Genomic DNA, 14,565 nt, shown 5'->3' with positions numbered 1-14,565 from the left:
ATGCACACAAAAAGACAAAGAATGGAACAAGAGTCACCGTTCAGAATTTAAAACTGATGCTTCCGTATGGCAGACAATTACTATGCCAATGCACCGAATAAAAATTCAGAATGTCTTCTTCCGAAGGATTGCCCACCAGATTATAGACTCCCAAGCGAAGTAAGAGCAGTTTTTCGCCCAAGGATTTCCGATAAGAATACCCCACATCCACCCGATAGTTGAGCGGTTCGCGCCTTTTCCGGAAATCCTCGGCAGGCAACAGCTCAAAATCTTCATCCAGCTGCATGACCTTTCCCGAACGCAACGTTCCCCCTACGGAAAATGAGGAGCGCTTCGTCAGCTGGTAGGAAACGGCTCCGGCCAACTGATGAGGTATATCGTACAAGGAGGGCATCTTTCCTCTTTCCGGCATCTCACCAAACCATTCCCGGCTCCGGGAATACGCATACGAAAGCTGCCAAGTCCAGCGTTTCCATTGCTGGTAGTAATACCCTTTTACCCCATAACTGTCTCCCCTTCCTGCCATCAGACACTGTTGCCACGAACCATCTTCAAGCCACGTGTCCGGCCGCAAGGCCAACACATTCCTCCTCGTCTTGTAGTAGGTGGAAAACTCCAGCTGTCCGTCTTTCAGAAAATGCTTCCATCCGGCTTCATAATGCTCGGAAGAACGGGGCTTGAACCCGTCAATGCTGGGCATCCTGAAATCCGTAGGCAACAAAAAGCTATCAAAACGAAGGAAATGATAAAACTGCTCCATCTTTGAAAAATTCACATACAGCAGATTTTTCTCTGAAGGGAAATATTTCAGTGAGAAACGGGGCTGGATGCTATAGTACGAACGGCTGTGCTGCGGGTAATACCCCACTCCATGCACACCTACCTGCACAGAGAGCTCAGGCGAGATGCGCAACAAATTGTCATAATACAAGGAGACCTGACTCACGGGTTCATGACGTACCGTCACTTCTTCTCCTTGCGAGGCCAAATCGTAAATTTCATACGTATATTTCACTCCCCAACGGGCATGATACAGATTCTCATACGCATAACTGAAGTCTGTCGCCGCATTCAGCGACTTAATGCCACTATGCACATAGCTTTCGCCATCATAGCCCATTTCCCCCATATACGCCCGGTTGTTATGAGCGGAATAGAATACGGAAGTCGTATTCCCCAGACTGCCTTTTTGAGTAGTATAAGACAGTTGGTAAACCTGATTGTCCCAGCGTAGCACAGAAGCATTCTCGCCGTTCTCCTTAATCGGCAAACGATAGTCATCCCGTGCACCGTAAGCCAGCACATTCAACGTACTGACGGGAGAAAGGCTATAAGACAATTTCGCATTATAATCATACATGGAGTGGTTCAAGCGGTTTTCTTCCGACAACAGTCCATCGAAAAAATCCAGCCAGCTGCGCCGCGCACTCACCATATACGAGAGTTTCTTCTTGATAATCGGTCCCTCCAGCGTAACCGAAGCAGCCGGCATATCCAGCGTAAGCGTACGCACATGCTCATCTTTGTTTCCCTCTTTCAGGTTCACTTCCGTCACGGACGAAATTTTCCCTTCCAGCCTGGTAGGGAAAAAACCTTTATAGAACACCATGTTTTTCACCGCATCACCGTTGAAGACCGGCAACAGGGAATTGAAATGACCCGGATGGAAGACAGGTACCCCGTCCAGCAACAACTGATTCTCATCGTATCCTCCGCCATCTACCATAAAATTATGCCCTGCCAACGAGGAAGTCACCCCCGGCAGAATCCAAATCTGAGAAAACAAATCGTTCCCGTTAAACGAAAGCAAATTAGAAGGCGTCAGTCCATTCAGCTCACTTTCCCGCTTACCGGACTCTACCGTCACTTCCTCTATTTCAAAAAGCAACGGCTTCAGATAAGTACGGACAAAGCAGTCTTTTTCCACCCGGATGGCACGGGTCTGCGGAGTGTAACCCATATAGGAAGTCTTCAAGACATACAGCCCTTCCGGCACATACAGACGGAACATCCCATTTTCGTTCGAGATGGTATGCCATTGCTTTCCACGCCCGTCTTCCAATGTCACTACCGCCCCATACAACCGTTCCTCGCTTTCCTCCTCACACACGGTACCGCCGACATAATAGTTTTCCATCCGGCGTGCCTGAATCACCAGCTTCCGGGGAGGTACAAAAGCCGTCTTTACCTGATAACCTGCCAGAATCTTATCCAACAGCTCCCTTACGGTCATCTTCTCACTCCGTTCTATCCGGCAGACTTTATCCATTTCTATCTGTGCCGCATTATACGACAGCACGATACCTGTATACTTTTCTATCCAGCCAAACCACTGCGACACGGTAGCGGAAGAGCCAGGAACTTGAATCCACTCTTCCGCTACCGTATGCGCTGATTTGACTTCCTGTCCGTTCACTTGCTGGAATCCGAAACCACTCATCATCCATAACAAGAGAAACAGCCATCTATTTTTCATAAAGCCTGTAATGTTTTCCTTCTACCAACGTCTCACATTTGCACCCACAAAGAAAAGCCAGCTCGCTGGCAATGTCCGGTTCCGACAGACTGATTCGGGTGGTTATCAGGTTCTTCTCCAGCCCTTTTTCCAAATCGATTCGCATTCCTGTCTTTTCGGCTATGACGCTTACCACCTCCGTCACCGGTGTCCGCTCAAAGACCAACACCTGTTGCTCTCCGCCAAACACATCCTGCGGACGTGAAATCGTGTCAGCCTGCAAGGCCCCGTCCTTCAACTCCGCCTTCTCGTTGGCTTCAATGACCACTTCCTGACTGGAAGCCTCCACCCGCACTTTACCGGTCTTGACATAAACGCCCGCCTTTTCCTGCCGTGTTACATCCACCAGAAACGAAGTTCCCAGCACTTCCACATTCAATAAAGCGGTTTCTACCTGAAAAGGTATCCCGTGCATCTTCTTCACCTGGAAAAAAGCCTTACCTCGCAATCGGGCATGCCGCCCTTCCTCCTTACCGGAAAAAGAATAGGCCAGTGTAGCATTCGGATACAGAATCACTTCCGAGCTGTCGGGCAAAAGCACCCGTTGTTCCTTCGTGCCTGTATTCGCATAACGGATGAGCTGTTCTTCCGTACCTGTACGGAAAAGATAGAACGCTCCAATTCCCAATAACAGTAGCAGAGAGGCCGCGGCAGACCAGATAAAAGTCATCTTCCGCCGGAAAGCGACCGTCTTCGGACGTTCCTGTAACCGAGGTTCGATTTTCTGCCAGGCCTTTTCGGCATCAAAGTGAATCTCTTTCGAAACCCTTACCGGTGTCTCCATCAGCTTTCGCATTCGTTCAAATTCCTGACCATTCGCCGAAATCCACTCATCCAGTGCACGTTGCTGAACAAGAGTCAACGGCTCATGTGCAAAATAACGGGCCAGCAATTCATTTATATCTTCATTCTTGTTCATACTCATTTACGGTTTATAATCATGGACAAAATGGAAACAATGACCGTCACCAGCAGAAAACCATGTTCAGCCACATAGACACGCAGCAACTTGATGGCCTTTGTCATCTGATTCTCCACGGTTTTCTCCGACAAAGCCAGTTTTCCGGCAATTTCACGATACTTCAAGCCCTGAAGCTTGGCCAATAAAAAAATCTCCTTGCATTTGGGAGGCAACGTGGCCAAAGCCGCCTGCAGCAGGTCCTCAGGAGAACGTGCTCCTTCCTCTGACATTTCATCCGGCAGACAGCTGGCAGAAGCCGGATGATCCTCTATCGACACCGTGTCTTCCCGCCGCTTCCGAAGAAAGGAAATACAACTGTTTTTTACGGAAGTAGTCAAGTAGGCAGCAAACTCTTTTTCCGGCATGGCATCAAGTTGCTTGTTCCATACACTGATAAAGAGTTCCTGCACGATGTCTTCCGCATCGTCCGCGTCAGAAACATATCCATAGGCTATATGGCATAGCCTTGAATAATGTTCCTGAAAGCGGGATTTGAATATGTCCTTTCTATTGGCTTTCATTCTCGTGATTCAGTCAATATTCGAATTTAGTTAAAACTTCAAGCTAACGCCTGCCGTCACAAAACCTTTGTGTCCCAATCCGGCTTCCACAAAACCTCCTACCCGGTCATTACCCACTCGCAAAGCAATCGGATTTACCTGATAAGCAAAAGAAGTGCTCAAATCAGCTTTTTGCATCGCCTTTTTTCCGGCATCGGTCAATGCGCTCTCCTTGTGACGGCTCAAGTTCACACCGGCAGCAGCCGTTCCATACAATTCCACTAATCCTCTTTTGTAGTACACAAATTCCGCAGCCGGGAGTACCAGGAAATTCAGGTTGCTTTCTTTCAGAGAAGGAGTATTTTCTCCCGCCAAGGTGAGTTTGCTGTTTGATTTAGAGAATCCCAAATCGGCACCTACCTTAAAACGTCCGAAGGAATAACGATAACCCAAACCGTACACCAGACTGTAATTTTCGTCTGTACGCTTGCTGCCTGTCACCGCATCCAGCAGTCCCATACCCAACACGTCGACCGTTCCCTGAGTCAAACCGTCACTCACCGAAAGACGGATGTCATGGCGATTTTCAGAAGGAGTGAAATTCTTACTATGTTCTTGTCCTTTTACCAGGTTCGCACTTGCCAACATACACAAAGATAATGCAATAAATTTAAATTTCATAAGTTCTAGTTTTTTAATCATTAAAAATTATGCAATTCTTATTCAATTTCTATCGATGAACAGTCTTGCGTTTAGTTTCTCTGTTGTTTCACTTAGCTAGGTGATTTCGTCTTCATAACGCAACTTACCGGGAAAACCCCTATCCGCCAACAGAAAAAAATTCAACTTTTTCTGGGGAAAACCTACAAGAATCACATAATCACCTCTGAATGAGAAGAAAACAATTTCCCCATAAAGCGTTATTTTTTCTTTTATACAAACACCAAAATCGGAAAAGTAAGAAATAATTATTACTTTTGTCTCCCAAGGAAGGGGGTGGAAAAAGAATCCTCTCCATTATTTTTATACTTCTGAACAAATATCATGCACAAAGAAATCATTCAACTCTTACACGAGAAAAGACTCAAGGAAGCTTTCTCCAAGATTAAAGAGGCTGCAAACACGCTGAATAACTGGGAGCTGAAGTCGCAGATTGAGACCCAACAGACGACTTATCACTATATGCTTCAATATACGGAAATGGGGACACAGGACCCCCAACGCGAAACCATCTACAACCAGCTGCTATGCAAGGGATATGAGCTGGCCGACAAAACGTATTTCCTGAAAGACCAGGAAAAGGCCTACGGCTATTTTGCGGATAAATTCAGGAAATTCGCACAGACACCACCGCACACCTTCAAGGAAATCGGCTTCATGCTGGAAGCAGCCAAACAACCTTCCCCCCAGACACCAGAGGAAGAGGAGCAGGCCCTTCAAAACTACACCCTCCACCAGAATGCCATCGACGAACTGTTCAACAAGATATGGGTTTCCACACAATGGGGTGAAGAAGACTTCCAGGAAGCCCGCGAACTGTTCCTCAGCTCTTCCATGGCAACCAACGACAAGGCGGTGATGACCAGCGCCGTAACCCTGAGCCTGCTGCAGCTTTTCGACCAGCGGAAATTCCTCTGGCTGCTTTTCGCCTATCAGCAGGGCAGCGAATCCGCTGTCAGCCAACGGGCACTGGCAGGCATCGCGCTTGCCACTTATTTCCAGTCGGACCGCATCCGCCTGTATCCGGAACTGGTGTCCGCATTGAAGCTGATGGAAGATAACCCGTCTCTCCTGAAACAGCTGCACGACATCCAAATCATTTTCCTTCTTTCGCGCGAAACGGAAAAGATTGACAAGAAAATGAGGGAAGAAATCATTCCCCAAATGATGCGCAACCCCCAATTACGCAATCCGGAACTGAAAGCCATCGAAATAGAGGATATCGAGGACCTCAATCCGGAATGGCAGAAAGACATCGAACAGATGAACAATCAAATGCGCGAATTGGGCGAGTTACAGATGGAAGGCGCCGATACGTATATGACTGCTTTCTCCCAGCTGAAAACATTCTCCTTTTTCCAGGAAGCGGCCCATTGGTTCTATCTGTTCAGCTTGAAAGTGCCCGACCTGTACAGAATCTATAAGGGAAAGACGTTCAACGAGAAATCCTTGCTCGGACTGATGATCAGCTCCCCGGCGTTCTGCGATTCCGACAAATATTCCTTCTGCCTGGCCATGCAGTCGCTGCCTCACGACCAGCAGACCTTCATGCGTTCCAAGCTGAACGGAGAAGACCTGATACCCAACGACCTAAATCTGAACGAAAACCTGGAAGAACAGAAACTCAACGCCGTCCAACGGCAGTATATCCACAACCTGTACCGGTTCTACAAGCTGTGGCGGTTCAGACAGGAGATGCACGACATTTTCAAAGACAAACTGGATTTCTGGAACAATGACCTGTTGCGCCCCTTGCTCCTGAAAGGAGAATATCATGGCCAGATTGCGGGTTACCTCTTCTCCAAAGGCTATATGACGGAAGCGGCCAATCTTTATGAAACCTTGGCTGAAAAAGACCCGGCCAATGCCGAGACCTGGCAGAAACTAGGCTTCGCTTACCAGAAAAACAAGGATTATGAGAAGGCCATCCGGGCCTATCTGCAGGCAGATGCCTTAAAATCCAACCATTTATGGACACTCAAGCAACTGGCACAATGCTACAAACAATCGGGAGATTATGCCATGGCTGTCACCTTCTACCGGAAAGTCCTGGAAGCTGACCCTGACAATCTGCACCTTCTGATGCAGACGGGACAATGCCTTGCAGCCCTCAAGAACTATCCGGAAGCTATCAAACTATTCTATAAAGTGGAGTTTCTGGAGACGCATCCGGAGAAAGCACGGCGGGCCATCGGCTGGTGCTACTTTATGTCCGGGAAATACGATGATGCACTCCGGATATACGAAAAACTGCTTGCGCTGGAAAGCCCTCAGGTGAACGACTGGCTGAACTCCGGGCACGTCTATCTGGCCATGGGAAACATCTCTCAGGCCCTGTCCCATTACCGGAAGGCACAGGCCGGATGCGAATCGGGAGAGGACTTCATCGCCTTGTTCCTGGCCGACAAAGCGGCCTTGGAATCACAAAAGGTGACGGAAAGCCAGATTTACCTGATTGCGGATATTCTGCGAAAATAAGACTAATCCTGACACAGTTCATTTTACACTACCTATTTATCAATTAGTATGATTGAAAAAATTTATAGATATACATCACTTTTTTTAAGGACTTTTTTCTATTATTCGGAATGATGTCAATGTACTATATGTTTACAGAAACTTCAACAAAAAGTATCATCAAGCCTTGTTTGTTTTATGCTTTTACTGTAGCTATTTTTAATCTGATAAGGACCATATTTAGAGATAAAAATAAAAAAACAAGTAAGCTTCAAACATTATTTTGTTGTAAGCATTCAGGAATGGAAGGAGAATTTTCAACCGTTTTTAAGCTAAGACTGAAACCAGTCCGATAAGGTTCACTCCCTTACCAGACTGGTTTCTATTTTTTTGATATAAGCCAAGGCCGCACCTATGGCTGTCTGATACTCCGCATTCTCCGGAATGATGAAACGTACGTCATACATCTGCCCGATGGTTTCAAACACCGGACGACACTGGGGAAGCTGCGTCAGGTTGCCTATCAGCACGAAATCGCGGATACCCATCTCCAGAGCCGACAGCACGGCGGCCTGCCCGATGGACTGCAAGACCATGTGCATCAGGCCCAAAGCCACATCCTCGGGAGCCGCATTGTTATCCAGTTTACCCAGCAACGAAGCCGTCGCATCCAAAGGAAGGCCGGGCAGGGAAGTCCGGCAAATATCCTGAATCTGCAAGTCCACGTTCCGCAAATCGCCTTTCTCCGCCAGTTCTGATACCCACAGAATGTCCTGCGTATGCAGCAACAGGCGCGACAAGCCCATCAAGGTACCGCCTCCGATACCGATGCCGCCTATGTGACGAATTTCCTCATTCTCCACACGCACAAAGGAGGTGCCCGTACCCATGCTCACCACCATCAGTTTGTCCAGTCCCGTGGCATACTGCGCACTCAATCCGTTGGCAATGAACTCGTCCGTCCGGGCGGTGGGCAAACCGTACAAGGGCTGCTGTATATAGGAACTGCCCACTCCGGTCAGCATCACCTGTTCCACCTCCGAGAGCTGAATGGAATGGTCGTATATATACTTGCCAAAAGCCCCGAACAACGAAGTCACAGGGTCGGTGGCCGTCACAAACATCGGATGACGGATGCGTCCGTCTTCCATGCCTACAATCTTGGTGGTGCTTCCTCCCACATCTATACCTATAATCATAACTTCAGTTTCAAATCTTATTTTACAATACGGGCGCAAGTCTACAAACTTTTTTTGTGAAAGCAGGTACGTCACCTTCTTTTTTTCAAAAAAATTTAGAAGGAAGCACAACCACCCCCTCTGGAGCACCTCAGAAGGCCATTTTCCAGGTCTTTGGCGAAGGCAAAAAAAACGCACTTGCGTTTGAGTCAAAACGTACTTGCGTTTTACCTGAAACGCACTTACGTTTTACTTGAAACGCACTTGCGCTTGAGGGCAAACGCACTTGCGTTTTTCCGAAGAAAAATAAAGCACTCGAAAAGGAATCCATATTTTATATGTATATTTGCACGACATAATAGAAACACCATGCAGACAAGTGACAGTATTGTGATAATTCCTACTTACAATGAGAAGGAAAATATCGAAAATATCATCCGGGCAGTATTCGGACTGGAAAAATGTTTCCACATTCTGGTCATCGAAGACAATTCTCCCGACGGTACGGCCGACATCGTTCGCCGGCTGCAAAAAGAATTTCCCGAACGCCTGTTCATGATTGAACGGAAAGGCAAGCTCGGACTGGGAACCGCTTATATCACCGGCTTCAAATGGTCTATCGAACACGGATACGACTATGTGTTCGAGATGGATGCCGACTTCAGCCATAACCCCAACGACCTGCCCCGGCTCTACAAGGCCTGCCACGACGACGGGGCCGATGTATCCATCGGTTCACGCTACGTGAGCGGAGTCAATGTGGTCAACTGGCCGATGGGAAGAGTCCTGATGTCGTACTTCGCCTCCAAATACGTGCGGTTCATCACCGGCCTGCCCATTCACGACACCACTGCCGGCTTTGTCTGCTACCGCCGCAAAGTGCTTGAAACCATTCACCTGGACCGTATCCGCTTCAAAGGCTATGCCTTCCAGATTGAAATGAAATTCACGGCCTACAAATGCGGCTTCCACATCACCGAAGTACCTGTCATCTTCATCAACCGCGAGCTGGGTACTTCCAAGATGAACAGCAGCATTTTCGGAGAGGCCGTGTTCGGCGTCATCCAGCTGAAATGGGACAGCTGGTTCAAGAAATACCCCAAGAATTCTAATTGAAAAAAGTGTTTATGAAACGTACGTGGATACATCATGCAATCATTGTAAACGAAGGACGCCGGTTTGCCGGTTCCGTGGTTATTGAAGGAGGGAAAATCCAGGAGATTATCGAAGGAGAAGGGAAACCCGCAGCCGAATGTGACGAACAGATTGACGCACAAGGATGCTTCCTGCTGCCGGGAGTGATAGACGACCATGTACATTTCCGCGATCCGGGACTGACGCAGAAGGCGGATATGGCCACCGAAACGGCTGCGGCTGCGGCAGGTGGAGTCACTTCTTTCATGGATATGCCGAACTGCAACCCGCAGACCACTACCTTGGAAGCACTGGACAACAAATTCCAGGATGCCGCCACCAAATGCATCGTGAACTATTCGTTCTACTTTGGCGCCACAAACAACAACACCCACTTGCTGAAGGAACTGGACAAGACCCGGGTATGCGGCGTGAAGCTTTTCATGGGAGCCAGTACCGGCAACATGCTGGTAGACCGCATGGAGGCACTGAAAAAGATATTTTCGGAAACGGGTATGCTGATTGCCACGCATTGTGAGGACCAGAATACCATCCGTCAGAATACCGAACGCTATAAACAAGAATATGGAGAGGACCTCGACATTTCTTTCCACCCGCTGATAAGGGATGAGGAGGCTTGCTACCGTTCTTCCTCACTGGCCGTAGCCTTGGCCAAGGAAACCGGAGCCCGCCTGCACATTCTGCACATCAGCACGGCACGCGAACTGGGCCTGCTGGAAGACCGTCCGCTGACTGAAAAGAAAATCACGGCGGAAGCCTGTGTGTCACACCTGATGTTCTGCGACGAGGACTATGCCCGCTTGGGAGCCCGCATCAAATGCAACCCCAGCATCAAGACGAAAGCCGACCGCGATGCCCTGAGAAAGGCACTGACTACGAACCTGATTGACGTGATTGCCACCGACCACGCCCCTCACCTGCTGTCGGAGAAACAAGGCGGTGCGCTGAAGGCGGTATCCGGCATGCCTACCCTGCAGTTCTCACTGGTGAGCATCTATGAACTGGTGCACGAAGGATTGCTTTCGATAGAACAACTGGTACAGAAAATGTGTCACGCGCCTGCCCAGCTCTTCCAAATCAGCCGGAGAGGTTTCATCCGACCGGGATACCAGGCCGACCTGGTGCTGCTGAATCCTCATAAGGAATGGACCGTCACTACCGACTGCATTGAAAGCAAGTGTGGCTGGAGCCCGATGGAAGGACGTACGTTCCACGGGAAAGTAGAGAAAACCTTTGTTAACGGAGAGGTAGTTTATGAGAATGGAAAGGTAGACAAGGCTCACCGCGGACAAGCCCTGAAATTTGAACGATAAAAGAAACCGCATGAAAACAGACATCACCACCGTCCGTTACGACATACACGACCTGGCTGAATACATCAACTGGATTTACTTCTTCCATGCGTGGGGATTCCAGCCTCGTTTCGCCACCATTGCCGACATTCATGGCTGTGATGCCTGCCGGGCCGGCTGGCTGGCTTCTTTCCCGGAAACCGACCGTGCCAAGGCTGCCGAAGCCATGCAATTGCATAAGGAAGCTGTACGCATGCTCAACCACATTGACGGAAAATACGGCGTTTATGCCATCTACCGACTTATGGAGGCCAATGCCGACGGAGACAACCTGATTTTGGAGGGGATGTCGTTCCCCTTGCTTCGCCAGCAGACCCGTGTACGTCCCGATGACCCGTTTCTTTGCCTGAGTGACTTTGTGCGCCCGCTTTCATCGGGCATCAAGGATACGGTGGGAGGATTTGCCACCACCATCGACCCGGCCATGGAAGAAGAGTTCCTGCACGACGATTACCAGGCCCTGCTCATCAAGACGCTGGGAGAACGCCTGGCAGAAGCAGCTGCCGAAAAGATACACGAAACCGTGCGCAAGGAGGTTTGGGGATATGCCAAAGACGAGCATCTCACCATGAAGCAGCTTCTAAACGAAGATTATCAGGGTATCCGTCCTGCAGTAGGCTATCCCTCCCTGCCGGATATTTCAGTCAGCTTCCTGCTCGACCGCCTCATCGACATGAAACGCATCGGCATCCGCCTCACCGAGAACGGGATGATGCAGCCGCATGCGTCGGTATGCGGACTGATGTTCGCGCATCCGGCTTCCCGCTATTTTGCCGTGGGAAAAATCGATGAAGAACAGCTCATGGATTATGCTGTCCGACGGCAAATGGAGCCCGACGTGTTACGCAAATACCTGACTGCCAACTTACAATCCTAACCCCATTTAAACCTGCCAATATGATTCTATTAAGAGTATCACTTCTGTTTCTGGCCTTGTTCCTCTTGCCCGACTGGTATATCTGCAAGACCTATCTGTCGCACTGGCACAATAAAAAATGGAAGCAGAGATTCTGGTGGCCGACCCTCGTGCTGCTCTTGATTCTGGTAGTATTCCTTATCGGGCACGACCAATTGCATGAGTATTTCGGAACGTACCTGATTGTGGCCTTGTGTGTCACCATTCCGAAGACCCTCTTCATGCTGACCAGCATCTTGCTGAGACTGCTCCAGAAACTCATCCGCCGGCCTGTTCCCCATGGGAAAATCTCCTTGATTCCAGCCGTACTCGTTTTCGGATACATCCTGTTCGGTGCCCTCAAAGGCAAGGAATATTTTCAGGTGAAAGAGGTGACTTTCTGTTCGCCCGACCTACCGGACGCTTTCGACGGATACCGCATCCTGCAGCTGTCGGACATTCATTCCGGAAGCTGGAAAGGCAATGGGGAAGCGCTTCGGAAAGCCATTGCCCTCTGCAACCAACAAAAAGCCGACCTGGCCGTATTTACCGGCGACCTGGTCAACAGCCGGGCCGACGAGCTGGTGGAATTCATGCCGATATTCTCCCAACTGAAAGCGCCCGACGGCGTGTATGCCGTGTTAGGGAACCACGATTACGGCACCTACGTGAAGTGGGAAAACGAGCATGCCCGTCTGGCCAATGTAGACAGTCTGATTGCCCGCGAGAACCGCATGGGCTGGAAAATGCTGCTGAACGATTCGCATATAATATATAAAGGTAAGGACTCACTTGCCCTGGCGGGAGTGGAAAACAGCGGAAAGCCTCCCTTCCCCGACCGGGGAGATTTGTCCAAGGCCCTGAAAGGAACCGACGGCATGTTCACGGTGCTGCTCAGCCACGACCCTACCCACTGGCGGAGAAAAGTGCTTCCGGACACATCCGTACAGCTGACCTTGTCGGGACACACCCACGACATGCAAATCAGTCTGTTCGGTTTTTCGGTCTCCCGGTTCATCTATCCGGAACACCGGGGATTGTATCTGGAAGGCAATCGTGGCTTATATGTCAACATCGGACTGGGCTATGTGCTCTTTCCCATGCGGCTGGGAGCCTGGCCGGAGATTACGGCCATTACTTTAAAGAAAGAATAATTCAACTAACCCTCAAAATAACCACATCAAATTATGAGATTCTTATACATCATTTATCAAATCTGTATCGGACTACCCATTTTTCTTGTACTAACCATTCTGACCGCACTGACCACCATGTTGGGATGCTGGCTCGGCAACGGCCATTTCTGGGGATATTATCCCGGTAAAATCTGGTCGCAGCTTACCTGTTTTCTGTTTTTGCTCCCGGTGAAGGTGGAAGGGCATCAGCATATAGACCACAAGACCTCGTACGTTTTTGTAGCCAACCACCAAGGGGCCTTCGATATTTTCCTCATCTACGGATTTCTGGGCCGGAACTTCAAGTGGATGATGAAAAAAAGTTTGCGCAACATTCCTTTTGTAGGAAAAGCTTGTGAATCGGCCGGATTCATCTTCGTCGACAAATCCAGTCCGCGAAAAGTGTACGAAACCATCAAACGGGCTGAGAAAATCTTGCAGGGAGGTACTTCGCTCGTAGTATTTCCGGAAGGAAGAAGAACTTTCACGGGACACATGAACGAGTTCAAGAAAGGCGCTTTCCTTATCGCCGACCAGCTGCAGATGCCCGTAGTACCCATGACCATCAGCGGTTCGTTCGACGTGCTGCCCCGCACAGGCAAACTGCTCTCGTGGCATCCGCTGAAACTGACCATCCATGAACCTATTTACCCACAGGGAAAAGGACAGGAAAACCTGACCGTGCTGATGGAAGAGTCCTATCAGGCCATTGAAAAAGATTTACCGGAAAAATACAAAGGAAAGAAATAAATAAGAAAAAAGAAAAACAATCGGGTTGCAAGGGAATCTCTTTCTACCCGATTGTTTTTTTAATGAAGAGGGGCATGCGACATATTCTCACGCGCCACCGACACATACTCTTGTACCATGTAATTATTCTTGAAAGAGTCGGGAGCCCCGTCTATAATCTCTTGCATAAGCGGTGTCAAAAACGGATAAGGCAGACTGTTGCCCAGCATCAGAAAGACACCCGGACCCAGCACATTCTCATAATTGTCCTGGATGAAAGTCTTTGCCAACTGGTTCATCTCTTCCGACAGCTGGTCTCGTTTTTTCTGGATTTCCTCATGAACGGTCTGCAAGTCTTTTCCGTCCATAATCATACGGCTTTCTTCATGTTCCACCTCGTAGGCACGATCGTCGAGCGAATTTTTCTGCATCACGAAGTCGTTGAAACAATCATTCAGTGGAGTCCCCTTAATCGTAATCCCCGCATTGTCAATCTGTATGGCAATATGTCCGGGTTCTATCACCAAGGGCATAATGCAGTCATCATCCATATACAAAGAGGCCAGTACCGTAGAATCCACTTTTCCCTGCATCTCGAATAAGCCATGAATCACTTCAGCCGAGTCAATGTTGACCAATCTATCACCCACCGGGATTTTTATGAAAAGCATCTTGCCGTCCAACATTGAAACAGATGAAGTACCTTCTATCTTATATTTCTTACTGCAAGAGGTGCAAAGCATTGCACACAACAGAAAAAAATAAAGTTTATACATGCTGAAACCTTTTAAATTTGAGCGCAAAGGTATAATCTTTCAAGGATGAGCCGAAATAAATTATCAAAATTTATACTAAGATAGTGGTTTATTACCTTTTCATTCAGCCACATGAAAATGATGTGCGTTTTTTTGCTATTTTTGTGCTCTTG

At 48.7% G+C, this 14,565-nt stretch carries 12 protein-coding genes; 6 read left to right on the top strand and 6 right to left on the bottom strand.

The genetic code is table 11. The features are described from left to right. Positions 1-40 precede the first annotated feature (40 nt). Genes OIM59_RS03380 through OIM59_RS03365 form a run of 4 tightly spaced genes read right to left on the bottom strand, consistent with a single transcriptional unit; the run spans position 41 to position 4,657 of the window. Positions 41-2,476, bottom strand: a complete 2,436-nt coding sequence (locus OIM59_RS03380) for a TonB-dependent receptor (protein WP_299173826.1) — start codon at positions 2,474-2,476, stop codon at positions 41-43. Next, positions 2,466-3,434, bottom strand: coding sequence for a FecR family protein (locus OIM59_RS03375; RefSeq protein WP_299173828.1), 969 nt, complete (start codon positions 3,432-3,434; stop codon positions 2,466-2,468). Before OIM59_RS03375 ends, OIM59_RS03380 begins: the two co-directional genes overlap by 11 nt. A 2-nt stretch (positions 3,435-3,436) precedes the next feature. Then, on the bottom strand, positions 3,437-3,997 hold the full coding sequence (locus OIM59_RS03370) for an RNA polymerase sigma-70 factor (protein ID WP_299173830.1): 561 nt from the start codon (positions 3,995-3,997) through the stop codon (positions 3,437-3,439). 30 nt (positions 3,998-4,027) lie between these two features. After that, positions 4,028-4,657 (bottom strand): hypothetical protein, encoded by a 630-nt coding sequence (locus OIM59_RS03365; protein WP_299173833.1) that lies wholly within the window; start codon positions 4,655-4,657, stop codon positions 4,028-4,030. Positions 4,658-5,020: 363 nt separating this feature from the next. Here OIM59_RS03365 and OIM59_RS03360 point away from each other — a divergent pair, with 363 nt between their 5' ends. After that, positions 5,021-7,174, top strand: coding sequence for a tetratricopeptide repeat protein (locus OIM59_RS03360; protein ID WP_299173836.1), 2,154 nt, complete (start codon positions 5,021-5,023; stop codon positions 7,172-7,174). Positions 7,175-7,512: 338 nt separating this feature from the next. On the opposite strand, the gene coaW is transcribed toward OIM59_RS03360, so the two are convergent. After that, positions 7,513-8,352 carry a type II pantothenate kinase gene (gene coaW, locus OIM59_RS03355; RefSeq protein WP_072541969.1) on the bottom strand — a complete coding sequence of 280 codons (840 nt, stop codon included), beginning with the start codon at positions 8,350-8,352 and terminating at the stop codon, positions 7,513-7,515. Positions 8,353-8,700: 348 nt separating this feature from the next. On the opposite strand from coaW, the gene OIM59_RS03350 reads away from it, so the two are divergent. Genes OIM59_RS03350 through OIM59_RS03330 form a run of 5 tightly spaced genes read left to right on the top strand, consistent with a single transcriptional unit; the run spans position 8,701 to position 13,658 of the window. Then, entirely contained in the window at positions 8,701-9,447 is a 747-nt protein-coding gene (locus OIM59_RS03350) for a polyprenol monophosphomannose synthase (RefSeq protein WP_072541968.1), read from the top strand. A gap of 11 nt (positions 9,448-9,458) precedes the next feature. After that, positions 9,459-10,799, top strand: coding sequence for a dihydroorotase (locus tag OIM59_RS03345; RefSeq protein ID WP_299173840.1), 1,341 nt, complete (start codon positions 9,459-9,461; stop codon positions 10,797-10,799). A gap of 10 nt (positions 10,800-10,809) precedes the next feature. Continuing rightward, the gene (locus OIM59_RS03340; protein ID WP_148329501.1) at positions 10,810-11,715 is read left to right on the top strand and encodes a vitamin B12 dependent-methionine synthase activation domain-containing protein; all 906 of its coding nucleotides are present in this window, start codon (positions 10,810-10,812) and stop codon (positions 11,713-11,715) included. A gap of 20 nt (positions 11,716-11,735) precedes the next feature. Further along, a complete protein-coding gene (locus tag OIM59_RS03335) occupies positions 11,736-12,887 on the top strand; it encodes a metallophosphoesterase (protein WP_299173844.1) in 1,152 nt (383 codons plus the stop codon). 33 nt (positions 12,888-12,920) lie between these two features. Further along, a complete protein-coding gene (locus tag OIM59_RS03330) occupies positions 12,921-13,658 on the top strand; it encodes a 1-acyl-sn-glycerol-3-phosphate acyltransferase (RefSeq protein ID WP_299173845.1) in 738 nt (245 codons plus the stop codon). 59 nt (positions 13,659-13,717) lie between these two features. Here the strand turns inward: OIM59_RS03330 and OIM59_RS03325 are convergent, their stop codons facing one another. Further along, complete coding sequence (locus tag OIM59_RS03325; protein ID WP_299173848.1) at positions 13,718-14,413, bottom strand: DUF4369 domain-containing protein; 696 nt, start codon at positions 14,411-14,413, stop codon at positions 13,718-13,720. Positions 14,414-14,565 lie beyond the last annotated feature (152 nt).

It is taken from the genome of Bacteroides mediterraneensis (assembly GCF_025993685.1).
GTDB classification, from domain to species: Bacteria; Bacteroidota; Bacteroidia; order Bacteroidales; family Bacteroidaceae; genus Phocaeicola; species Phocaeicola mediterraneensis_A.
This window is presented reverse-complemented; position numbering and strand designations above follow the sequence as displayed.